The 22,470-nt window shown below is 37.2% G+C and carries 37 protein-coding genes; 36 read left to right on the top strand and 1 reads right to left on the bottom strand.

Annotation, left to right across the window (positions count from 1 at the left end; genetic code table 11):
* Positions 1-22: 22 nt before the first annotated feature.
* Entirely contained in the window at positions 23-703 is a 681-nt protein-coding gene (rpiA, locus tag MN187_RS09605) for a ribose-5-phosphate isomerase RpiA (protein ID WP_117973960.1), read from the bottom strand.
* A gap of 281 nt (positions 704-984) precedes the next feature.
* On the opposite strand from rpiA, the gene rpsL reads away from it, so the two are divergent.
* The 36 genes from rpsL to MN187_RS09425 all read left to right on the top strand — a co-directional run bounded on the left by rpsL (position 985) and on the right by MN187_RS09425 (position 22,434).
* Entirely contained in the window at positions 985-1,398 is a 414-nt protein-coding gene (gene rpsL / locus MN187_RS09600; protein ID WP_071457771.1) for a 30S ribosomal protein S12, read from the top strand.
* Positions 1,399-1,439: 41 nt separating this feature from the next.
* Positions 1,440-1,910: a 30S ribosomal protein S7 gene (gene rpsG, locus MN187_RS09595; RefSeq protein WP_071457770.1), complete on the top strand. Its 471-nt coding sequence runs from the start codon at positions 1,440-1,442 to the stop codon at positions 1,908-1,910.
* Positions 1,911-1,981: 71 nt separating this feature from the next.
* Positions 1,982-4,069 carry an elongation factor G gene (fusA, locus tag MN187_RS09590; protein ID WP_117973958.1) on the top strand — a complete coding sequence of 696 codons (2,088 nt, stop codon included), beginning with the start codon at positions 1,982-1,984 and terminating at the stop codon, positions 4,067-4,069.
* A gap of 135 nt (positions 4,070-4,204) precedes the next feature.
* Positions 4,205-5,392, top strand: a complete 1,188-nt coding sequence (gene tuf / locus MN187_RS09585) for an elongation factor Tu (RefSeq protein ID WP_117973956.1) — start codon at positions 4,205-4,207, stop codon at positions 5,390-5,392.
* A gap of 356 nt (positions 5,393-5,748) precedes the next feature.
* Entirely contained in the window at positions 5,749-6,057 is a 309-nt protein-coding gene (gene rpsJ / locus MN187_RS09580; RefSeq protein ID WP_071457767.1) for a 30S ribosomal protein S10, read from the top strand.
* 24 nt (positions 6,058-6,081) lie between these two features.
* Positions 6,082-6,717, top strand: a complete 636-nt coding sequence (rplC, locus tag MN187_RS09575) for a 50S ribosomal protein L3 (protein WP_117973954.1) — start codon at positions 6,082-6,084, stop codon at positions 6,715-6,717.
* Between the two features lie 23 nt (positions 6,718-6,740).
* The gene (gene rplD, locus MN187_RS09570) at positions 6,741-7,364 is read left to right on the top strand and encodes a 50S ribosomal protein L4 (RefSeq protein WP_117973952.1); all 624 of its coding nucleotides are present in this window, start codon (positions 6,741-6,743) and stop codon (positions 7,362-7,364) included.
* A complete protein-coding gene (gene rplW, locus MN187_RS09565) occupies positions 7,364-7,651 on the top strand; it encodes a 50S ribosomal protein L23 (protein WP_117973950.1) in 288 nt (95 codons plus the stop codon). Before rplD ends, rplW begins: the two co-directional genes overlap by 1 nt.
* Positions 7,652-7,684: 33 nt before the next feature.
* On the top strand, positions 7,685-8,518 hold the full coding sequence (gene rplB, locus MN187_RS09560; protein ID WP_071457763.1) for a 50S ribosomal protein L2: 834 nt from the start codon (positions 7,685-7,687) through the stop codon (positions 8,516-8,518).
* Between the two features lie 39 nt (positions 8,519-8,557).
* A complete protein-coding gene (gene rpsS / locus MN187_RS09555) occupies positions 8,558-8,836 on the top strand; it encodes a 30S ribosomal protein S19 (protein ID WP_071457762.1) in 279 nt (92 codons plus the stop codon).
* A gap of 19 nt (positions 8,837-8,855) precedes the next feature.
* Positions 8,856-9,206 (top strand): 50S ribosomal protein L22, encoded by a 351-nt coding sequence (gene rplV / locus MN187_RS09550; protein WP_071457761.1) that lies wholly within the window; start codon positions 8,856-8,858, stop codon positions 9,204-9,206.
* A gap of 13 nt (positions 9,207-9,219) precedes the next feature.
* Positions 9,220-9,876: a 30S ribosomal protein S3 gene (gene rpsC / locus MN187_RS09545; RefSeq protein WP_117973948.1), complete on the top strand. Its 657-nt coding sequence runs from the start codon at positions 9,220-9,222 to the stop codon at positions 9,874-9,876.
* Between the two features lie 2 nt (positions 9,877-9,878).
* Complete coding sequence (gene rplP, locus MN187_RS09540; protein ID WP_117973946.1) at positions 9,879-10,313, top strand: 50S ribosomal protein L16; 435 nt, start codon at positions 9,879-9,881, stop codon at positions 10,311-10,313.
* Positions 10,303-10,494: a 50S ribosomal protein L29 gene (rpmC, locus tag MN187_RS09535; protein ID WP_071457758.1), complete on the top strand. Its 192-nt coding sequence runs from the start codon at positions 10,303-10,305 to the stop codon at positions 10,492-10,494. Before rplP ends, rpmC begins: the two co-directional genes overlap by 11 nt.
* Positions 10,495-10,517: 23 nt before the next feature.
* A complete protein-coding gene (gene rpsQ, locus MN187_RS09530) occupies positions 10,518-10,784 on the top strand; it encodes a 30S ribosomal protein S17 (protein WP_117973944.1) in 267 nt (88 codons plus the stop codon).
* Positions 10,785-10,834: 50 nt separating this feature from the next.
* Complete coding sequence (gene rplN, locus MN187_RS09525; protein ID WP_071457756.1) at positions 10,835-11,203, top strand: 50S ribosomal protein L14; 369 nt, start codon at positions 10,835-10,837, stop codon at positions 11,201-11,203.
* Between the two features lie 34 nt (positions 11,204-11,237).
* On the top strand, positions 11,238-11,549 hold the full coding sequence (gene rplX / locus MN187_RS09520; protein WP_117973942.1) for a 50S ribosomal protein L24: 312 nt from the start codon (positions 11,238-11,240) through the stop codon (positions 11,547-11,549).
* Between the two features lie 26 nt (positions 11,550-11,575).
* Positions 11,576-12,115, top strand: coding sequence for a 50S ribosomal protein L5 (rplE, locus tag MN187_RS09515; protein WP_071457754.1), 540 nt, complete (start codon positions 11,576-11,578; stop codon positions 12,113-12,115).
* Positions 12,116-12,133: 18 nt separating this feature from the next.
* On the top strand, positions 12,134-12,319 hold the full coding sequence (locus tag MN187_RS09510; RefSeq protein WP_016184192.1) for a type Z 30S ribosomal protein S14: 186 nt from the start codon (positions 12,134-12,136) through the stop codon (positions 12,317-12,319).
* Positions 12,320-12,353: 34 nt separating this feature from the next.
* Positions 12,354-12,752 (top strand): 30S ribosomal protein S8, encoded by a 399-nt coding sequence (rpsH, locus tag MN187_RS09505; RefSeq protein ID WP_071457753.1) that lies wholly within the window; start codon positions 12,354-12,356, stop codon positions 12,750-12,752.
* A 29-nt stretch (positions 12,753-12,781) separates the two neighbouring features.
* On the top strand, positions 12,782-13,318 hold the full coding sequence (gene rplF / locus MN187_RS09500; RefSeq protein WP_079346405.1) for a 50S ribosomal protein L6: 537 nt from the start codon (positions 12,782-12,784) through the stop codon (positions 13,316-13,318).
* Between the two features lie 25 nt (positions 13,319-13,343).
* The gene (rplR, locus tag MN187_RS09495; protein WP_117973940.1) at positions 13,344-13,700 is read left to right on the top strand and encodes a 50S ribosomal protein L18; all 357 of its coding nucleotides are present in this window, start codon (positions 13,344-13,346) and stop codon (positions 13,698-13,700) included.
* Between the two features lie 20 nt (positions 13,701-13,720).
* Complete coding sequence (rpsE, locus tag MN187_RS09490) at positions 13,721-14,221, top strand: 30S ribosomal protein S5 (protein WP_071457750.1); 501 nt, start codon at positions 13,721-13,723, stop codon at positions 14,219-14,221.
* Positions 14,222-14,233: 12 nt separating this feature from the next.
* The gene (gene rpmD, locus MN187_RS09485; RefSeq protein ID WP_117973938.1) at positions 14,234-14,413 is read left to right on the top strand and encodes a 50S ribosomal protein L30; all 180 of its coding nucleotides are present in this window, start codon (positions 14,234-14,236) and stop codon (positions 14,411-14,413) included.
* Between the two features lie 43 nt (positions 14,414-14,456).
* Positions 14,457-14,897: a 50S ribosomal protein L15 gene (gene rplO, locus MN187_RS09480; RefSeq protein WP_117973936.1), complete on the top strand. Its 441-nt coding sequence runs from the start codon at positions 14,457-14,459 to the stop codon at positions 14,895-14,897.
* Complete coding sequence (secY, locus tag MN187_RS09475; RefSeq protein ID WP_117973934.1) at positions 14,897-16,195, top strand: preprotein translocase subunit SecY; 1,299 nt, start codon at positions 14,897-14,899, stop codon at positions 16,193-16,195. The genes rplO and secY overlap by 1 nt, the downstream gene beginning before the upstream one ends.
* Positions 16,196-16,251: 56 nt before the next feature.
* A complete protein-coding gene (locus MN187_RS09470) occupies positions 16,252-16,905 on the top strand; it encodes an adenylate kinase (RefSeq protein WP_117973932.1) in 654 nt (217 codons plus the stop codon).
* A 187-nt stretch (positions 16,906-17,092) separates the two neighbouring features.
* Complete coding sequence (gene infA / locus MN187_RS09465) at positions 17,093-17,311, top strand: translation initiation factor IF-1 (protein WP_071457745.1); 219 nt, start codon at positions 17,093-17,095, stop codon at positions 17,309-17,311.
* Positions 17,312-17,343: 32 nt separating this feature from the next.
* A complete protein-coding gene (gene rpmJ / locus MN187_RS09460) occupies positions 17,344-17,457 on the top strand; it encodes a 50S ribosomal protein L36 (protein WP_071457744.1) in 114 nt (37 codons plus the stop codon).
* Between the two features lie 17 nt (positions 17,458-17,474).
* Positions 17,475-17,840 (top strand): 30S ribosomal protein S13, encoded by a 366-nt coding sequence (rpsM, locus tag MN187_RS09455; protein ID WP_071457743.1) that lies wholly within the window; start codon positions 17,475-17,477, stop codon positions 17,838-17,840.
* 28 nt (positions 17,841-17,868) lie between these two features.
* Positions 17,869-18,258, top strand: coding sequence for a 30S ribosomal protein S11 (gene rpsK / locus MN187_RS09450; RefSeq protein ID WP_242093930.1), 390 nt, complete (start codon positions 17,869-17,871; stop codon positions 18,256-18,258).
* A gap of 77 nt (positions 18,259-18,335) precedes the next feature.
* Positions 18,336-19,274 (top strand): DNA-directed RNA polymerase subunit alpha, encoded by a 939-nt coding sequence (locus MN187_RS09445; protein ID WP_071457741.1) that lies wholly within the window; start codon positions 18,336-18,338, stop codon positions 19,272-19,274.
* Between the two features lie 29 nt (positions 19,275-19,303).
* A complete protein-coding gene (gene rplQ, locus MN187_RS09440) occupies positions 19,304-19,690 on the top strand; it encodes a 50S ribosomal protein L17 (RefSeq protein ID WP_117973930.1) in 387 nt (128 codons plus the stop codon).
* A 263-nt stretch (positions 19,691-19,953) separates the two neighbouring features.
* Positions 19,954-20,793, top strand: coding sequence for an energy-coupling factor ABC transporter ATP-binding protein (locus MN187_RS09435; protein WP_117973928.1), 840 nt, complete (start codon positions 19,954-19,956; stop codon positions 20,791-20,793).
* Positions 20,769-21,647 (top strand): energy-coupling factor ABC transporter ATP-binding protein, encoded by an 879-nt coding sequence (locus MN187_RS09430; protein ID WP_242094606.1) that lies wholly within the window; start codon positions 20,769-20,771, stop codon positions 21,645-21,647. Before MN187_RS09435 ends, MN187_RS09430 begins: the two co-directional genes overlap by 25 nt.
* Positions 21,637-22,434, top strand: coding sequence for an energy-coupling factor transporter transmembrane component T family protein (locus tag MN187_RS09425; RefSeq protein WP_241699591.1), 798 nt, complete (start codon positions 21,637-21,639; stop codon positions 22,432-22,434). The genes MN187_RS09430 and MN187_RS09425 overlap by 11 nt, the downstream gene beginning before the upstream one ends.
* Positions 22,435-22,470 lie beyond the last annotated feature (36 nt).

The following is a 22,470-nucleotide window of genomic DNA, read 5'->3' as shown; positions in this document are numbered from 1 at the left end:
TACCCTTCGTATATATAAGTTATTATCTAGAAATGTCGATTGTTTTAACCCCATCATTTTGTGTGCCAACAATTACTCGATTCACCATATTTAAGAATAAGCCATGCTCAACAATACCAACTTGAGTATCTAGCCAAGCAGCTAATTCTCCAGGATTCTCAATTTTTTCTAGGTGTAAGTCTATAATATAATTTTTACTGTCTGTTAGCAAAGGATTACCATCGTCCGTTAGACGTAAAATTGGATTTAACTTATTTTCATTAAATACTTTAAATAGTTGAGCACTTCCATAAGGAATCACTTCAATAGGAAGTGGAAAAGTACCTAAATGTTTCACCATTTTTGATTCATCAACTATCCAAATGATTTCTTTTGAATAAGTTCCGACAATTTTTTCAAATAGAAGGGCAGCACCCCCACCTTTTATTCCTTGGAAGTCATCAGAGATTTCATCAGCACCATCAATCGTTAAATCAACGTAGTCTACTTCATCGATACTTTTTAAAGGAATATCCAAAGCTAAAGCTTGTACCTGTGTTGCTTTGGATGTGGTTACCCCGGTAATATTTAATCCTTCTTCTTTTACACGACGTCCAATTTCTTCTACCATATAGTAAGCTGTTGATCCAGTACCAAGACCGACAATCATACCGTCTTTTACATAATTTGCTGATTCAATGCCAACTAATTTTTTAAGATTCATAATAAAAAATTCCTCCTAGTATTCTATAAATTTATTGTAAGCATTATCTTAAAAAAAAGATACACTAAAAAATTAAATTTTATAAATTAAAGTATTGACGTTTATTAATAGAGTGTGTTAATATTACAAAGGTGCTTGAGAACAAGTCTTTTTAAATGTATCGACTGTATTAAAGCCTATTTTACGATGCAGGATTTCTTGCATTAATTTTTTAAATTTGAAAAAGAACCACCTGGATGTGTGGCTCTAGAAAAGCTCTATAAGGAAGGAGGAACTTTATCATGCCTACAATTAATCAATTGGTACGTAAATCTCGTAAATCAAAAACAACTAAATCTGGCTCACCTGCTTTAGGTAAAAGCTATAATAGTTTCAAAAAATCTCAAACTAACGTGAACTCTCCACAAAAACGTGGTGTTTGTACACGTGTGGGTACGATGACACCGAAAAAACCTAACTCTGCGTTACGTAAATATGCTCGTGTTCGTTTGTCAAACTTAATTGAAGTGACAGCTTACATTCCAGGTATTGGACATAACTTGCAAGAACATAGTGTGGTTTTAATCCGTGGAGGTCGTGTAAAAGATTTACCAGGGGTTCGTTATCATATCGTACGTGGTGCTTTAGATACTGCTGGTGTTACTGATCGTAAACAAAGCCGTTCTAAATATGGTACTAAAAAACCTAAAAAATAATTAAATTGATTAAATAAAATTTTTGGAAGGAGGAGTTACACATGCCAAGAAAAGGTCCTGTTGCAAAACGTGATGTATTACCAGATCCGATTTATAACTCAAAATTAGTGACTCGTTTAATCAACCGTGTAATGGTTGACGGTAAGCGTGGTGTTGCTTCTAGCATTATTTATGATGCATTTGATATTATTAAAGAGTCTACAGGGAATGATCCATTAGAAGTTTTCGAACAAGCAATGGAAAATGTTATGCCTGTTCTTGAAGTTAAAGCTCGCCGTGTTGGTGGTTCTAACTATCAAGTACCGGTTGAAGTTCGTCCAGAACGTCGTTCAACTTTAGGATTACGTTGGATTGTTAACTATTCACGTTTACGTGGGGAGCACACAATGGAACAACGTTTAGCAAAAGAAATTATGGATGCAGCTAATAACACTGGTTCTTCAGTTAAAAAACGTGAAGACGTGCATAAAATGGCTGAAGCCAACAGAGCATTTGCTCACTATCGTTGGTAAGATCCTCTTTTTAAAACGAAGAGAATACAGTTGTATTTAAATCAATCAAGTTTGAGAGGAGTTAGAATAGAATGGCAAGAGAGTTTTCATTAGAAAAAACTCGTAATATCGGAATTATGGCCCACGTTGATGCTGGTAAAACAACAACAACAGAGCGTATCCTTTATTATACTGGTAAAATCCATAAATTAGGTGAAACCCATGAGGGAGCTTCACAAATGGACTGGATGGAACAAGAGCAAGAACGTGGTATTACGATTACATCTGCAGCAACGACTGCACAATGGAAAGGTTACCGTGTAAACATCATTGACACTCCTGGGCACGTGGATTTCACAATTGAAGTTCAACGTTCATTACGTGTATTAGATGGTGCTGTTACCGTACTTGACTCACAATCAGGTGTTGAGCCTCAAACAGAAACTGTTTGGAGACAAGCAACTGAATACAAAGTACCTCGTATTGTATTTTGTAATAAAATGGATAAAACTGGTGCAGATTTCTTATACTCAGTTAAAACAATCCATGACCGTTTACAAGCAAATGCTCACCCAATTCAATTACCAATTGGTTCAGAAGATAACTTCACTGGAATTATCGACTTAATCAAAATGAAAGCTGAAATCTATACAAATGACTTAGGAACAGATATCCAAGAAACTGACATCCCTGAAGAATATATGGATATGGCTAATGAATGGCGTGAAAAATTAGTTGAAGCTGTAGCTGAAACTGATGAAGAATTAATGATGAAATATTTAGAAGGTGAAGAAATCACTGAAGAAGAATTAAAACAAGGAATTCGTCGTGCGACAATCAATGTTGAATTCTTCCCTGTATTAGCTGGTTCAGCCTTCAAAAATAAAGGTGTCCAATTAATGTTAGACGCTGTTTTAGACTATTTACCAGCTCCAACTGATGTTGAAGCAATTAAAGGTATTGATACTAAAACTGATGAAGAAACAGAACGTCCATCAAGTGATGACGCACCGTTTGCTTCATTAGCATTTAAAGTTATGACTGACCCATTCGTAGGTCGTTTAACATTCTTCCGTGTTTACTCTGGAACATTAGATAGTGGTTCATACGTTTTAAATGCGTCTAAAGACAAAAAAGAACGTATCGGACGTATTCTACAAATGCATGCCAACTCACGTGAAGAAATCAGTACAGTTTATGCTGGAGATATCGCAGCTGCTGTTGGATTGAAAGATACAACAACAGGGGACACATTGTGTGCATTAGATGCACCAGTTGTTCTTGAATCAATTGAGTTCCCAGAACCAGTTATTCAAGTAGCGGTAGAACCTAAATCTAAAGCTGACCAAGATAAAATGGGTATTGCTTTACAAAAACTAGCTGAAGAAGATCCGTCATTCCGTGTTGAAACAAACGTTGAAACAGGTGAAACTGTTATCTCAGGTATGGGTGAGTTGCACTTAGACGTTTTAGTAGACCGTATGAAACGTGAATTCAAAGTAGAAGCAAACGTAGGAGCTCCTCAAGTTTCTTATCGTGAAACATTTAGAGCGCCTATGACTCAAGCGGAAGGTAAATTCGTTCGCCAGTCTGGTGGTAAAGGTCAATACGGTCACGTATGGGTTGAGTTCACACCAAACGAAGAAGGAAAAGGCTTCGAGTTTGAAAATGCTATCGTCGGTGGTGTGGTTCCTCGTGAATACATCCCAGCTGTTGAAAAAGGATTAGAAGATTCTATGGCTAATGGTGTTCTTGCTGGATACCCATTAGTTGATATTAAAGCTAAATTATATGATGGTTCTTACCATGATGTTGACTCGAACGAGACAGCATTCCGTGTTGCGGCTTCTATGGCTTTACGTGCAGCAGCTAAGAAAGCACAACCAGTTATTCTTGAACCAATGATGAAAGTAACAATTACTGTTCCAGAAGATAACTTAGGTGATATCATGGGACATGTTACAAGTCGTCGTGGACGCGTTGAAGGTATGGAAGCACATGGTAACTCACAAATTGTTAACGCAATGATTCCACTTGCTGAAATGTTTGGATACGCAACAACATTACGTTCTTCAACTCAGGGACGTGGTACATTTATGATGGTATTTGACCACTATGAAGATGTACCAAAATCTATTCAAGAAGAAATTATCAAGAAAAATGGCGGGTCTCAAGATTAATTTTTGACTAGGCTTTTTTCTAAATTTCATGTAGAATGATGATGAATGAGGGTATGAAACTCATTAATTGATTTTCTTCCTTCATCATTATAATATAAATAAACAACTTTTAAATTTTAGGAGGATATATACAAAATGGCAAAAGAAAAATTTGACCGTTCGAAAGCCCATGTAAACATTGGTACAATCGGACACGTTGACCACGGTAAAACAACTTTATCTGCAGCAATCGCAACAGTTTTAGCTAAGAAAAACGGTGGAGAAGCTTCATCATATGCTGATATTGATAACGCTCCAGAAGAAAAAGAACGTGGAATCACAATTTCTACTTCTCATATCGAATATGAAACTGACACTCGTCACTACGCACACGTTGACTGCCCAGGACATGCTGACTACGTTAAAAACATGATCACTGGTGCTGCTCAAATGGACGGCGCGATTTTAGTAGTATCTGCTGCTGATGGTCCAATGCCACAAACTCGTGAGCACATTCTTTTATCTCGTAACGTTGGTGTTCCATACATCGTTGTTTTCTTAAACAAAATGGATATGGTTGACGACGAAGAATTATTAGAATTAGTAGAAATGGAAGTTCGTGACTTATTATCTGAATACGACTTCCCAGGAGATGATACTCCAATCGTTGCTGGTTCAGCATTAAAAGCTTTAGAAGGCGACGCTTCTTACGAAGAAAAAATCTTAGAATTAATGGCTGCTGTTGATGAGTATATCCCAACACCAGAACGTGATACTGACAAACCATTCATGATGCCAGTTGAAGATGTATTCTCAATTACTGGTCGTGGTACTGTTGCTACTGGTCGTGTTGAACGTGGACAAGTTCGCGTTGGTGACGAAGTAGAATTAGTAGGTATCGCTGAAGAAACTGCTAAAACAACTGTAACAGGTGTTGAAATGTTCCGTAAATTATTAGATTACGCTGAAGCTGGAGATAATATTGGTGCTTTATTACGTGGGGTAGCTCGTGAAGATATCCAACGTGGACAAGTATTAGCTGCTCCAGGAACAATCACTCCACATACTAAATTTAAAGCTGAAGTTTACGTTTTATCTAAAGAAGAAGGTGGACGTCATACTCCATTCTTTACAAACTACCGTCCTCAGTTCTACTTCCGTACAACTGACGTAACTGGTGTATGTAACTTACCAGAAGGAACTGAAATGGTAATGCCTGGTGATAACGTAGCTATGGACGTTGAATTAATTCACCCAATCGCGATCGAAGACGGAACTCGTTTCTCAATTCGTGAAGGTGGACGTACTGTTGGTTCAGGCGTTGTAACTGAAATCGTAGGTTAATTTTTTAATCTATTCAAATAAAGCATTGTTGTGTAAGGACGTAAGGTTGAAAACATTTGTTTTCAACCTTTTTTTGTTTAATGGTTTTCAAACTTTGTTATTTAAGGCATAAAATAAAAAAAATATCTAATAAGGTGAAAATAAAAAGAATTTAATGTAAAAAAGGGTTGCTTATAGCATTCTTTTTTAGTATAATTCTAGAGGTGCTGATAAAAAAGTGTATTAGTACCTCGTATAAAAATACGGAGGCGTTGAATCGAGAGGTTGCGACACGCCAGGAAGCATTGCCATGGTGGCGTGTTGGATATTTTCGAGGAGCTATGTCTACTTTTAAAATAGGCGAAGGAGGGAACAAAATGGCAAAACAAAAAATTCGTATCCGTTTAAAAGCGTATGAACATCGTGTATTAGATCAGTCTGCAGAAAAAATTGTAGAAACAGCAAAAAGAACAGGTGCTGAGGTTTCTGGACCAATTCCATTACCAACTGACCGTTCAGTTTATACAGTAATTCGTGCGACACATAAATACAAAGATTCACGTGAACAATTCGAAATGCGTACTCACAAACGTTTAATTGATATTGTGAGCCCAACACCAAAAACAGTTGACGCTTTAATGAAGCTAGACTTGCCAAGTGGTGTAAATATTGAAATTAAATTATAATAACAAAAAGATGGAGGTGTACTCATGACCAAAGGAATCTTAGGTAAAAAAGTAGGTATGACACAAATATTTACAGAAAACGGCGAATTAATTCCCGTAACAGTAATCGAAGCAACTCCAAACGTTGTTTTACAAGTTAAAACTGTTGAAACTGATGGATACGAAGCTGTCCAAGTTGGTTTCCAAGATAAACGTGATATTTTGTCAAACAAACCTGCTAAGGGTCATGTTGCAAAAGCAAATACGACTCCTAAGCGCTTCATTAGAGAATTCAATGATGTTGAGCTGGGAGAATATGAAGTAGGTAAAGAAATCACTGTTGATGTTTTCCAAGCAGGAGACATTGTTGATGTCACAGGTACAACTAAAGGACACGGCTTCCAAGGGGTTATTAAGCGTCATGGACAATCTCGTGGACCAATGGCACATGGTTCTAGATACCATCGTCGTCCAGGTTCAATGGGTGGAGCGTCTGATCCATCACGTGTATTTAAAGGCAAAAAACTTGCTGGACGTATGGGTGGAGATCGTGTTACCGTTCAAAACCTTGAAATCGTAAGAGTAGATGCAGATAAAAATGTTATTTTAGTAAAAGGTAATGTACCTGGTGCTAAAAAATCATTAATTGAAATAAAAACAGCTGTTAAGGCTGCTAAATAATTGTGGGAGAGGAGGAACTAAGAATGACATCTGTAGCATTATTTAAACAAGATGGAACTCAAAATGGCGAAATTGAATTAAATGAAGCTATTTTTGGTATCGAGCCAAACGAAAGTGTTGTCTACGATGCAATTATCATGCAACGTGCTTCTTTAAGACAAGGAACTCACGCTGTTAAAAACCGTAGCGCTGTACGCGGTGGTGGACGTAAACCATGGCGTCAAAAAGGAACAGGTCGTGCGCGTCAAGGATCTATCCGCTCACCACAATGGCGTGGAGGTGGAGTTGTCTTTGGACCAACACCACGTTCTTACAGCTACAAATTACCTAAAAAAGTTCGTCGTTTAGCAATTAAATCTGTTTTATCAGAAAAAGTTGCTGAAAACAAACTAGTTGTTGTTGAAGGATTAGCTTTCGACGCACCAAAAACAAAAGAATTTAAACAAGTTTTAGCAAACTTAAGTGTTGACACTAAAGTTTTAGTAGTACTAGAAGGTGGCAATGATTTTGCTGCTTTATCAGGACGTAACTTACCAAACGTTTCTATTGTAGAATCAAATAACGTAAGTGTACTTGACGTAGTTGCTGCTGACAAACTATTAGTAACTAAAACTGCTCTAACTCAAATAGAGGAGGTGCTTGCATAATGGAATTAATCGACGTAATTAAACGTCCAGTTATTACAGAAATGTCTGTAGCAGCTATGGACGAAAAAAAATACACGTTTGAAGTTGACGTAAGAGCCAACAAAACATTAGTTAAGCAAGCTGTAGAATCAGTTTTCGACGTTAAAGTTAAAAAAGTGAACATCATGAATGTAAAACCTAAACTTAAAAGAATGGGTAAACATGCTGGTTATACTAAAAAACGCCGTAAAGCAATTGTACAACTAACAGAAGATTCAAAAGAAATTCAAATTTTTGATGCTGAATAATTACAGCATCAACTAAAGTAGGAGGGAAATCACGTGGCGATTAAAAAGTATAAACCTACCACAAATGGTCGTCGTAACATGACTGGTTCTGATTTTGCTGAAATCACAACATCTAAACCAGAAAAAACGTTATTACAACCATTAAGTAAAAACGCTGGACGTAACAACCAAGGTAAAATTACTGTACGTCATCAAGCTGGTGGACACAAACGCCAATATCGTTTAATTGACTTTAAACGTAATAAAGATAATGTGGTTGGTACTGTAAAAACAGTTGAGTATGATCCAAACAGATCTGCTAACATTGCATTAATCCATTACACTGATGGTGTGAAGGCATATATCTTAGCACCAAAAGGCATCCAAGTAGGTGCACAAATTTCTTCAGGTCCAGATGCGGATATCAAAGTAGGAAATGCTCTACCATTGAATAATATCCCAGTTGGTACTGTTATCCATAACATTGAGTTAAAACCTGGTAAAGGTGGACAATTAATTCGTTCAGCTGGTACTAGCGCTCAAGTGTTAGGTAAAGAAGGTAAATATGTATTAGTTCGTTTGAATTCAGGAGAAGTTCGTATGATTTTAGGAACTTGTCGTGCAACAATCGGTACTGTAGGTAACGAACAACACGAATTAATCAACATCGGTAAAGCTGGTCGTAATCGTTGGTTAGGTAAACGTCCTACTGTACGTGGTAGCGTAATGAACCCTAATGATCACCCACACGGTGGTGGTGAAGGTAAAGCACCTATCGGACGTCCATCTCCAATGAGTCCATGGGGCAAACCAACACTTGGATACAAAACACGTAGCAAAAAAGCTAAATCAGATAAACTTATTGTACGTCGTCGTAAAACTAAATAATTTGATAGCTAATATGAAATATGTGAGAGGAGGTTCACCATGGGTCGTAGCTTAAAAAAAGGACCTTTTGTCGATGAACACTTAATGAAAAAAGTGGAAGCACAAAAAGATCAACCGAAAAAGAAAGTAATTAAAACTTGGTCACGTCGTTCTACAATTTTTCCAAACTTTATAGGATATACTATCGCAGTATATGATGGAAGAAAACATGTTCCTGTTTACATTCAAGAAGACATGGTAGGCCATAAACTAGGTGAATTCGCACCAACAAGAACTTATCGCGGACATGCTGCTGACGATAAAAAAACAAATCGCTAATTGAGGGGAGGACACGAATATGTCAGAAGAAAGAATTACTTCAGCTAAAGCAACTGCTAAAACAATTCGCACTTCACCTCGCAAGACAAGACTTGTTGTTGACCTAATCAGAGGTAAACAAGTAGGAGAAGCAATTTCAATCTTGAAATTCTCACCTAACAAAGCAGCAGGTATTGTTGAAAAAGTGCTTATGTCAGCTATTGCTAACGCAGAAAATAACTTTGATTTAGATGTTGAAGATTTAGTAGTATCAGAAGTATTTGTAAATGAAGGACCAACAATGAAACGCTTCCGTCCTCGTGCAAAAGGATCTGCTTCACCTATCAACAAAAGAACAAGTCATATTACAGTAGTAGTATCAGAAAAATAAGGAGGGACAACCAGTGGGTCAAAAAATTAATCCAATTGGAATGCGTGTCGGCGTCATTCGTGACTGGGATGCGAAATGGTATGCAGAAAAAGAATACGCTGAATACCTACATGAAGATTTGAAGATTCGTAAATTCATTTCGACTAGATTGGCTGATGCTTCTGTTTCAACCGTTGAAATCGAACGTGCTGCAAATCGCGTGAACGTTTCAATTCATACTGCTAAACCTGGTATGGTTATTGGTAAAGGCGGATCTGAAGTTGAAGCTTTACGTAAAGAATTAAATAAATTAACTGGTAAACGAGTTCATATTAACATCGTTGAAATCAAAAAACCAGATTTAGATGCTAAATTAGTAGCAGAAGGAATTGCACGTCAATTAGAAAATCGTGTAGCATTCCGTCGTGCTCAAAAACAAGCTATCCAACGTACAATGAGATCAGGTGCTCAAGGTATCAAAACTCTTGTATCTGGACGTTTAAATGGTGCTGACATGGCACGTTCTGAAGGTTATTCTGAAGGAACTGTTCCATTGCACACATTAAGAGCAGATATTGATTATGCTTGGGAAGAAGCAGATACAACATACGGAAAACTAGGAGTTAAAGTGTGGATTTATCGTGGAGAAATTCTTCCTGAAAAGAAAAACACTGAGAAAGGAGGGAAATAATCATGTTAGTACCTAAACGTGTAAAACACCGTCGTGAATTTAGAGGTAAAATGCGTGGTGAAGCTAAAGGTGGAAAAGAAATCGCATTTGGTGAATATGGCTTACAAGCTGTAGATTCTCATTGGATTACTAACCGTCAAATTGAAGCTGCCCGTATCGCAATGACTCGTCACATGAAACGTGGTGGGAAAGTATGGATTAAAATTTTCCCTCACAAGTCATATACATCAAAAGCAATTGGTGTTCGTATGGGTTCTGGTAAAGGGGCTCCTGAAGGCTGGGTTTCACCAGTAAAACGTGGAAAAATCTTGTTTGAAGTTGCTGGCGTTCCAGAAGATGTAGCTCGTGAAGCATTAAGACTTGCTTCTAATAAGTTACCTATTAAAACAAAAATTGTAAAACGTGAAGAAATGGGTGGTGAATCGAATGAAGGTTAAAGATATCAGAGAGTTAACCACTACCGAAATGATCGCTAAAGAGAAAGAGTATAAAGAAGAACTTTTCAACTTACGTTTCCAATTAGCAACAGGTCAATTAGAAAACACAGCGCGAATTTCAGAAGTTCGTAAATCGATTGCACGCATCAAAACAGTTTTGCGTGAAGAAGCTGCTAAGTAATAGTGGAAGGAGGCCATTGATAGATGACTCAAGAAAGAAATGAACGTAAAGTCTACACTGGGCGAGTAGTTTCCGATAAAATGGATAAAACTATCGTTGTTGTAGTAGAAACAAAGAAAACTCATAAGATTTATGGCAAGAGAGTTAAATACTCTAAAAAATATAAAGCTCATGATGAAAACAATGTAGCAAAAACGGGAGACATCGTTAAAATTATGGAAACTCGTCCATTATCTGCGACAAAACGCTTCCGTTTAGTAGAAGTTGTAGAAGAAGCAGTAATTATTTAATTCGAATTTTCCTATAGAGAAACCTGAAAGTTTGAAAGGAGGATACTCAAGTGATCCAACAAGAAAGTCGTATGAAAGTTGCTGACAACTCAGGAGCTCGTGAAGTACTTACAATTAAAGTACTTGGTGGTTCTGGTCGTAAAACAGCAAATATCGGTGACGTTGTGGTTTGTACGGTTAAACAAGCAACACCAGGTGGAGTTGTTAAAAAAGGCGAAGTAGTTAAAGCTGTTATCGTTCGTACAAAATCAGGAGCTCGTCGTAGTGACGGTTCTTATATCAAATTTGATGAAAATGCATGTGTGATTATTCGTGATGACAAGAGCCCACGTGGTACTCGTATCTTTGGGCCAGTTGCTCGTGAATTACGTGACAACAACTTTATGAAAATAGTCTCACTAGCACCAGAAGTGTTATAATACATACTCATGTTTAAAGGAGGTGCGAAACAAGATGTTCGTTAAAAAAGGCGATAAAGTAAAAGTTATCTCAGGTAAAGATAAGAATAAAGAGGGAATCGTACTCCAAGCATTTCCGAAGAAAGATCGCGTCATCGTAGAAGGTGTTAACGTTATGAAAAAACACCAAAAACCTAGCGCGGCAGCTCCACAAGGTGGAATTATCGAAATGGAGGCATCTATTCACGTTTCTAATGTAATGGTGGTTGATCCATCTAATGGTGAACCAACACGCGTAGGATACAAAGAAGTAGATGGTAAAAAAGTACGTGTTTCTAAGAAAACTGGAGAAGTTTTAGATAAATAAGAATATCAGGAAGGAGGCAATGTTGAATGAACCGCCTAAAAGAAAAGTATCTTAATGAAGTAACACCATCATTGGTGGAAAAATTTAATTACTCTTCTGTTATGCAAACACCTAAAGTTGATAAAATCGTTATTAACATGGGTGTTGGTGATGCAGTATCAAATAGTAAAAACTTAGATAAAGCTGTTGAAGAACTTGCTTTAATCTCTGGACAAAAACCAATTATTACAAAAGCTAAAAAATCTATCGCTGGTTTCCGTTTACGTGAAGGAATGCCAATCGGATGTAAAGTAACTTTACGTGGAGAAAGAATGTACGAATTTTTAGATAAATTAGTATCTGTCTCTTTACCTCGTGTACGTGACTTCCATGGTATCAGCAAAAAATCATTTGACGGACGTGGAAATTACACTTTAGGTGTAAAAGAACAATTAATTTTCCCTGAAGTTGATTATGATTTAGTAGATAAAGTTCGAGGAATGGACATTGTTATTGTTACAACAGCTAATACTGATGAGGAAGCTCGTGAGTTATTAGGTCAACTTGGAATGCCATTCCAAAAATAATTTAAGGAGGCGAACTACGTGGCTAAAAAATCAATGATTGCTAAAAATAAACGTCCAGCAAAATTCTCAACTCAAGAATATACTCGTTGTGAACGTTGTGGACGTCCACATTCAGTTTATCGCAAATTCAAACTTTGCCGTATTTGCTTCCGTGAACTTGCCTATAAAGGACAAATTCCCGGCGTGAAGAAAGCAAGCTGGTAAAAAAAGTAAACCGCAAAAGGAGGTAAAGGACTCAATGGTGATGACAGATCCAATTGCAGACTTCTTAACTCGTATTCGTAATGCGAATATCGTAAAACACGAATCATTAGAAGTGCCTGCATCAACAATCAAACTTGAAATCGCAAAAATCTTACAACGTGAAGGTTTTGTGCGTGAAGTAGAATTCATCGAAGATGACAAACAAGGAATCATCCGTGTTTTCTTAAAATATGGTAAAAACGACGAACGCGTTATTACTAACTTAAAACGTATCTCAAAACCAGGTTTACGTGTTTATGTAAAAGCTGATGAAGTGCCTAAAGTATTAAATGGTTTAGGTATAGCTATTATCTCAACTTCAGAAGGTATCTTAACTGATAAAGAAGCAAGAGAGCGTAATACTGGTGGAGAAGTACTAGCATACGTTTGGTAAAAAATTATTAATCAAGGAGGTGGCCTAGAGTGAGTCGTATCGGAAATAAACCAGTCGTAGTTCCTGCAGGTGTTACAGTAACGCAATCAGGAAACACTGTTACGGTTAAAGGTCCAAAAGGTGAATTAACTCGTGAGTTTTCACCAAATATTACGTTAAACATTTCAGAAGGTGAAGTTGTCTTAACTCGTCCTGATGATACTAAAGAAAACAAAACCTTACATGGTACAATGCGTGCTAACTTAAACAACATGGTTGTTGGTGTTAGTGAAGGGTTTGAAAAAGCTCTTGAACTAATTGGTGTTGGTTACCGTGCTCAATTACAAGGTAAAAAACTTGTTTTAAACGTTGGATATTCACATCCAGTTGAGTTTGAAACACCAGAAGGCATCACAATTGAAGTTCCTTCAAATACACAAATTGTTGTTAAAGGGTCTAACAAAGAAGTTGTTGGTGAACTTTCAGCAAACATTCGTGGAGTACGTCCTCCTGAACCTTACAAAGGCAAAGGTATTCGCTATGTTGGCGAACACGTAAGACGTAAAGAAGGTAAAACTGGTAAATAACAAATAAACTAATGAGGTGACAAGTGTGATTTCAAAACCAGATAAAAATAAAGTGCGCCAAAAAAGACATCAACGCGTACGTAGTAAAATCTCTGGTACTGCCGAGTGCCCACGCTTGAACGTATTCCGTTCTAACAAAAACATCTACGCTCAATTAATTGATGACGTAGCGGGTGTGACACTTGCAAGTGCCTCTACTGTTGATAAAGATATCGCAGGAGAAAACAAAACAGAAGCAGCTACAGCTGTAGGAGCTTCAATCGCTAAAAAAGCAACAGAAAAAGGTATTAAAGAAGTAGTCTTTGACCGTGGTGGATACCTTTACCATGGACGTGTAGCTGCATTAGCTGAAGCAGCACGTGAAAATGGACTAGAATTTTAGGAAAAGGAGGAACACCATTCATGGCTAATTTAGATGCTAGACAATTCGACTTAGAAGACCGCGTAGTAGCTATTAACCGCGTATCTAAAGTTGTTAAAGGTGGACGTCGTCTACGCTTTGCTGCTTTAGTAGTAGTTGGAGATAGAAATGGTCACGTTGGATTTGGTACTGGTAAAGCTCAAGAAGTACCTGAAGCAATTCGTAAAGCAGTAGAAGATGCTAAGAAAAACTTAATCGAAGTACCAATGGTAGGCTCAACAATTCCTCACGAAGTGATTGGATCATTCTGTGGTGGACGTATCCTTATGAAACCTGCTGTAGCCGGTTCTGGGGTTGCTGCTGGTGGACCAGTGCGTGCCGTCCTTGAGTTAGCGGGTATTTCTGATATTACAAGTAAATCTTTAGGATCAAACACACCTGTCAACGTTGTTCGTGCAACTGTTGAAGGATTAAGTAGACTAAAACGTGCAGAAGAAGTGGCTGAACTTAGAGGCATTTCTGTTGACGAACTAATCGGATAAGGGGGACCAAAAATGAGCGAATTAAAAATTACTTTAAAACGTAGTATCATTGGACGTCCTCAAAACCAACGCGATACAGTGAAAGCTTTAGGCTTGAAAAAAACTAATTCTACAGTTGTTAAACCAAACAACGAAGCAATTAAAGGAATGGTTAACACTATATCTCATTTAGTGGACGTTGAAGAAATTTAAGTGTAATTTGTAGGTAGACTATTTTTAAGGAGGTGCCGAATATATGAAACTTCATGAGTTACATCCGGCAGAAGGATCAAGACATGTACGTAATCGTGTAGGTCGTGGATCATCATCTGGTAACGGTAAAACATCAGGTCGTGGACAAAAAGGTCAAAAATCACGTTCAGGTGGTGGTGTACGTTTAGGTTTTGAAGGGGGACAAACTCCTTTATTCCGTCGTTTACCAAAACGTGGATTTACTAACATTAACCGTAAAGATTATGCAGTAATCAACTTAGACGTGTTAAATCGTTTTGAAGATGGTACTGAGGTAACACCAACTACTTTAATTGAAGCAGGAATCGTTAAAAACGAAAAATCAGGAATCAAAGTTTTAGGTAATGGTGAATTAACTAAAAAATTAACTGTGAAAGCAGCTAAATTCTCTGAATCTGCAAAAACTGCAATTGAAGCAGCTGGTGGGTCAGTTGAGGTGATCTAATGTTTAAGCTGTTGAAGGATTCGTTTAAGATAGAAAATATCCGTAATAAGATATTTTTTACACTTTTCATTCTCTTCGCGTTTAGAGTTGGAGCACATATTACAGTACCTGGTGTTGACGCAAAAGCATTAACAAATCTTAATGATTTAGCTTTAATGGCGATGTTCAACACAGTCAGTGGTAATGCCATGGAGAGATTCTCATTGTTCGCAATGGGAGTATCGCCATACATTACTGCATCTATTATTGTTCAATTACTTCAAATGGATATCGTACCGAAATTTGTTGAATGGTCAAAACAAGGTGAGGTAGGACGTAGAAAATTAAACCAAGCAACACGTTATATTACGTTGGTGTTAGGCTTTGTTCAATCGATTGCTATCACAGCTGGTTTTAACCTGTATGCAAATGCCGGACTAGTGAAAAGTCCAAGTGTATTTACGTATGTAAGTATCGGAATCATCTTAACAGCTGGTACCATGTTAGTTACTTGGATGGGCGAGCAAATATCTGAAAAAGGAATTGGAAATGGTGTCTCAATGATTATCTTTGCTGGAATTATCGCCAGATTCCCATCAAGCATCAAAGAAATCTACGTAGACTATTTTGTCAATATTGATAAATCTGATATGTGGAAATCTGTATTATTCATACTTGCCTTAGTTATTGCTGTTCTTTTAGTAGTAGTTATGGTAACTTATGTGCAACAAGCAGAAAGAAAGATACCAATTCAATATACAAAACGTGTAGCTGGTGCACCACAAAGTAGTTATTTACCATTAAAAGTAAATGCAGCAGGAGTTATTCCTGTCATCTTTGCCAGCTCAATTATAGCAACACCGCAAGCTATTTTGACTGCCTTTAAAACAACACAAGGCGGAAAAGGTTGGTTTGACGTGTTGACTACATTGTTTAATTATTCAACTATCCCAGGTGGAATACTTTATACAATTATGATTGTTGCTTTTACATTCTTCTATGCCTTTGTTCAGGTTAATCCTGAGAAAGTAGCTGAGAATTTGCAGAAGCAAGGAAGTTATATTCCAAGTGTACGACCTGGCCAAGAAACAGAAAAATTCATTTCGTCTTTATTAATGAGATTAAGTGTTGTTGGATCTGTCTTCTTAGGATTAGTGGCAATTCTACCAATTATTGCACAAAATATTTGGGGCTTACCTCAATCAATTGGATTGGGAGGAACAAGTTTACTGATTGTCATTAGTGTGGCTCTTGAAACAAATAAACAGCTTGAAGGGTTATTGTTGAAGCGTCAGTACACTGGTTTTATCAGAGAGTAAGAGTGTGTGTTGAGGTTTTACCTCAGCACTTTTCTCGAACTTAAGGAGGAAAACAAATGAATCTCATCCTAATGGGGTTGCCAGGAGCAGGTAAAGGTACTCAAGCGGAAAGAATCGTCGATGTTTATGAAATCCCACATATTTCTACTGGAGATATGTTCCGTGAAGCAATGAAGAATGAAACACCTCTTGGTAAAGAAGCAAAATCTTATATCGATAAAGGCGAATTAGTTCCGGATTCTGTGACAAACGGGATTGTAAAAGATCGTTTATCACAAGCTGATACAGAAAAAGGATTTTTATTAGATGGATTTCCTCGTACACTAGCTCAAGCAGAAGAATTAGATACAATTTTAGAGGAGTTAGGTAAAAAAGTAGATGATGTTCTAAACATCCATGTAGCAGAAGATGTATTAGTTGACCGTCTTGCTGGTCGTATCATTTGTAGAAGTTGTGGCGCAACTTATCACAAAACAAACAATCCACCCAAAGTGGAAGGTACTTGTGATCGTTGTGGTAGTCATGATTTTTATCAAAGAGAAGATGATAAGCCTGAGACAGTTAAGAATCGTCTAGAAGTTAACATTAAAAATAGCGAACCAATTTTAGCGTATTACCAAGATAAAGGTGTATTACACACTATTGATGGAGATCGTGATATTGATGCTGTTTTTGAAGATGTGAAATCAATCATAGATAAAGCCAATTAGAAAGCTCATCTAGTTATCTATTCTATGTCACTTACTATTTCTTACCCGCATTTTTTTCATTGAATTGATGCAGGTATCTTTTCTTTGTGTAGCTTTTATGCTATAATACAAAAGTTGAAATGAAATAGGTGTGAGTACTATTTTTGTCAATTGTCAGATGTAAACACTGTATAAGGAGGTACTAGTTGTGGCGAAAGAAGATATGATTGAAATCGAAGGTACAGTCGTCGAAACTTTGCCGAATGCAATGTTTAAAGTTGAATTAGAAAATGGCCATGTTATTTTGGCTCACGTGTCAGGAAAGATCAGAATGCATTACATTCGTATTTTACCTGGTGACAAAGTAACTGTTGAGTTATCTCCATATGATTTAACTCGTGGTCGTATTACTTACCGCTTTAAATAATTGTACTCCGTAAAATTCAAGGAGGTATAATCATGAAAGTAAGACCATCAGTAAAACCAATTTGTGAAAAATGCAAAATAATTCGTCGTAAAGGTCGAGTTATGGTTATCTGTGAAAACCCAAAACATAAACAACGTCAAGGATAAAGGAGGTGTAACGAATAATGGCTCGTATTGCAGGTGTAGATATTCCTCGTGATAAACGTGTTGTTATTTCGCTTACTTACATTTACGGTATTGGAAAGAAAACTTCTCAAGAAATCTTAAAAGAAGCAGGAGTTTCTGAAGATATTCGTGTGCGCGATTTAACTAACGAACAAACTGATAGCATCCGTGCTGCAGTAGATAAATTAAAAGTTGAAGGTGACTTACGTCGTGAAGTGAACTTAAACATCAAACGTTTGATGGAAATTGGTTCATACAGAGGTATGCGTCATCGTCGTGGTTTGCCAACTCGTGGTCAAAACACAAAAAACAATGCTCGTACTAGAAAAGGACCAGCTCGTTCAATCGCTGGTAAGAAAAAATAAGATTAGAGTGAAGGAGGTTTAAAGCTTCATGGTAGCAAAAAAAGTTTCAAGAAAACGCCGAGTGAAAAAAAATATTGAAGCAGGTGTGGCACATATCCACTCTACTTTCAATAATACAATCGTAATGTTAACTGACATACATGGAAATGCCATTGCATGGTCATCTGCAGGTTCATTAGGATTTAAAGGTAGTAAAAAAGCAACTCCATTCGCAGCTCAAATGGCAGCTGAAACTGCAGCAAAAGCAGCTATGGAACATGGCTTGAAAACTGTTGACGTAACTGTAAAAGGACCTGGTTCTGGTCGTGAAGCAGCTATTCGTTCATTACAAGCAACAGGATTAGAAGTGACAGCAATTCGTGACGTTACTCCAGTTCCACATAATGGATGTCGCCCTCCAAAACGCCGTCGTGTTTAGTGAGAGTTTATTCATTGGATAGGAATTATAGCGACATTGAACAAGACACTTTCGTTTTGAAAGGGGTATAGACAAGAATGATTGAATTTGAGAAACCAAGAATCACAAAAATCGATGAAGATAGAGATTATGGCAAGTTCGTCATCGAACCACTTGAAAGAGGATATGGTACGACTTTAGGTAACTCTTTGCGCCGTATTTTATTATCGTCTCTACCAGGGGCTGCCATCACTAATTTACAAATCGATGGTGTGTTGCATGAATTTTCAACTGTCAAAGGTGTACGTGAGGATGTCACTCAAATTATTCTAAATATCAAGGGACTTGCTTTAAAGCTTTATGCTGATGAAGAAAAGACACTTGAAATTGATATAACTGGCCCAGCTGACGTGACTGCTGGAGATATTCTTACTGACAGTGATGTTGAAATTATGAATAAAGATTTATTCATTTGTAGCGTTGCTGAAGGTGCGACTTTCCGTGCAAGCTTAACTGTTAAGCCAGGACGTGGTTATGTACAAGCAGAAGAAAATAAAAGTGAAGATATGCCTATTGGTGTATTACCAGTGGACTCTATCTACACGCCAGTTAATCGTGTAAACTACCAAGTAGAAAATACACGTGTTGGGCGTCGTGATGATTACGACAAACTAACTTTAGATGTCTGGACAGATGGATCTATCGCTCCACAAGAAGCTATCAGTTTATCTGCTAAAATCTTGACTGAGCATTTAGATATTTTTGTTAACTTGACTGATGAAGCAAAAAATGCCGAAATCATGATTGAAAAAGAAGAAACACAAAAAGAAAAAATGTTAGAAACAACAATCGAAGAGCTTGATTTATCCGTTCGTTCTTATAACTGTTTGAAACGCGCAGGCATCAACACTTTACAAGAATTAACCAATAAATCAGAAGCAGAAATGATTAAAGTTCGTAATTTAGGACGTAAATCACTTGAAGAAGTTAAAGCTAAACTAGCCGATCTTTCTTTAGGATTACGCCAAGAGGACTAATCTAAACCGATTAAAGGAGGGAACACGACGTGAGTTATCGTAAATTAGGTCGCACAAGCAGCCAACGAAAAGCAATGTTACGTGATTTAACAACTGATTTAATTATCAATGAACGCATTGAGACAACTGAAGCTCGTGCAAAAGAAATCCGTTCAACAACTGAAAAAATGATTACTTTAGGTAAACGTGGGGATCTTCATGCTCGTCGTCAAGCAGCAGCATTCGTAAGAAACGAATACTTAGATGCTCGTTTAGACGAAAAAGAAGAAACTATCATTGAAGAAAGTGCTTTACAAAAATTATTCAATGACTTAGGACCTCGTTATGCTGACCGTCAAGGTGGTTACACACGTATCCTTAAAAAAGGACAACGCCGTGGAGACGCAGCACCAATGGTTATCATTGAACTTGTTTAATTTTGATAATTGCATCACTTTATAGATGATCTTTTTAGAGTGTTATGATGTTGGAGAGTTTTCTCCGAGTCTAGCTCGGTGCAGTCCTCTGTCTCTTGTGATAGAGGACTTGCGCTCATCATATAAAGTGCTTTTTTTATATCATCATTTATGATAAATGGTTATTATACATAAAAATGTTTCTTTGTATCCTCAAAAAGTTTGAGTTTAGAAAGAAGCATTTTTTAAAAATTAAAATGACGTTATTTAAGGAAGGCAGTAAAATGAAAAATCCCTTAATTGAATTAAATAATATATCCTTCCAATATTATGGACAGGAACATAAAGCGTTAAATGATGTATCACTTACCATTAATAAAGGTGAATGGGTAGCGTTAATTGGTCATAATGGGTCAGGTAAATCTACTTTAGCAAAAACCATTAATGGTTTAATCTCACCGGAATCTGGCGAAATAAAAGTTAATGGAGAGTTGTTAACGGAAGAAAATATTTGGGACATTCGTAAAATGGTTGGGATGGTATTCCAAAATCCTGACAACCAATTTGTCGGCTCAACAGTTGAAGATGATGTGGCTTTTGGTTTAGAAAATCAAGGAATTCCTCGTGATGAAATGATTGTAAGGGTCAACAACGCGCTTGAGAGAGTTCGTATGTCTGATTTTAAGATAAAAGAGCCAGCTAGACTATCAGGTGGACAAAAGCAACGTGTTGCTATTGCAGGGGTGATTGCTTTAGCACCTGACGTGATTATTTTAGATGAGGCAACCTCCATGCTTGATCCACAAGGTAGACAAGATGTGATTGAAACGATTCGTGCATTGAAAGAAGAAACAAATTTAACAGTTATTTCGATTACACATGATATTGATGAAGCTGCTTATGCTAATCGTGTTCTTGTGATGAAGCAAGGTGAGATTATCCATGAAGGAACACCGGAGGAAATATTTTCTCATGGTGAAGCATTAATTGGGATGGGGTTAGATATACCATTTCCCGAAAAATTAAAAGCGTCATTGCGTAAAAAAGGAATTAATGTACCAAATGAGTATTTGACAAGGGAAGGATTGGTGGAATGGCTATGGACATACGGTTTGAGAAAGTAGACTTTACGTATCAACCTAATAGCCCATTTGAGCAACGTGTTTTGTTTGATATTGACTTAGACATTCCAAGTAATAGCTACAGTGCGATTGTTGGTCATACTGGTAGTGGGAAATCAACCTTGTTGCAACATTTGAATGCATTACTAAAACCAACAAGTGGGAAAGTATATATTGGAGACCGAGTGATTACTCCTGAGACTAGCAATAAAAATTTGAAGCCAATTCGTAAAAAAGTAGGAATTGTGTTCCAATTTCCTGAATCACAATTATTTGATGAAACAGTTGCTTTGGATATAGCCTTTGGTCCGAAAAATTTTGGTGTGTCTGAAGAAGAAAGTGCACGTTTAGCTAGTGAAATGTTAAAACTTGTTGGTCTAGATGATAGCTATCTTGAGCGCTCCCCGTTTGATCTTTCAGGAGGACAAATGCGACGTGTGGCCATTGCGGGAGTTTTGGCAATGGAACCTGAAGTGTTGATTTTAGATGAGCCAACAGCTGGACTTGATCCTAAGGGTAGAAAAGACATGATGGATATGTTTTATCGTCTACATAAGGAAAGAGGGATTGGCATTATCTTAGTGACGCATTTAATGGATGATGTGGCTGAGTATGCTGATTTTATGGTGGTTCTTGAAAAAGGAAACATCCAAAAACAAGGACATCCACGTGATATTTTCAATGATGTAAAATGGTTACGTGAAAAACAATTAGGCGTTCCAACAGCGACAGAATTTGCTTTTGATTTAATGGCAAAGGGCATGGAATTTAGTCGCTTGCCACTAACTGCAGAAGAATTATCTGAAGAGCTTTTACCGATACTTGAGAAAAGGCAGGTGCTTTCAGATGATGAATAAATTAATTTTGGGTCGATACATACCAGGTAACTCAGTGGTTCATCGTATGGATCCTCGTGCCAAATTAATCGCTAGTTTTTACTTTATTGGGATTATCTTTATTTGTAATAACTTTTTATCATTTGGTGTGATGTTTGCTTTCACGCTATTTTGTATTTGGTTATCAAAGATTAAACTAAGTTTCTTCCTTAAAGGAGTGAAACCATTAATTTGGTTGATTTTATTTACAGTGGGACTCCAGGTACTCTTTACGCGTGGGGGACATGTGTACTTTGAGTGGGGTTGGATAAGCATTAGCCAATTCGGTTTGGTCAATGGGTTCTTTATCTTTACACGTTTTGTGTTGATTATTTTTATGTCGACACTTTTAACGCTAACCACACCCCCATTATCACTTTCAGATGCGATTGAGTATTTGCTTAGACCGTTGGAAAAAGTAAAATTTCCAGCGCATGAAATTTCATTGATGTTATCTATTGCGTTGCGTTTTGTGCCAACGTTGATGGATGAAACAGAAAAAATCATGAATGCGCAACGTGCTCGTGGGGTTGATTTTGGCGAAGGAAACTTAATGGATAAGATGAAAGCTATTGTGCCACTTCTGATTCCGTTATTTGTAAGTAGTTTTAACCGAGCTGAAGAATTAGCGATTGCGATGGAAGCACGTGGTTATCGTGGTGGCGAAGGCCGTACGAAATATCGTGTTCTAAACTGGAATAAAACCGATACACTAGCTATGTTGTCATTTGTCGTATTGACGATTGTACTGGTACTAGTTAGAAATTAAGACATTAAAAGCGAGGACTTGTGCCTCGTTTTTTCA

The organism is Vagococcus sp. CY52-2 (assembly GCF_022655055.1).
In the GTDB taxonomy this organism is placed as follows: Bacteria; Bacillota; Bacilli; order Lactobacillales; family Vagococcaceae; genus Vagococcus.
This window is presented reverse-complemented; position numbering and strand designations above follow the sequence as displayed.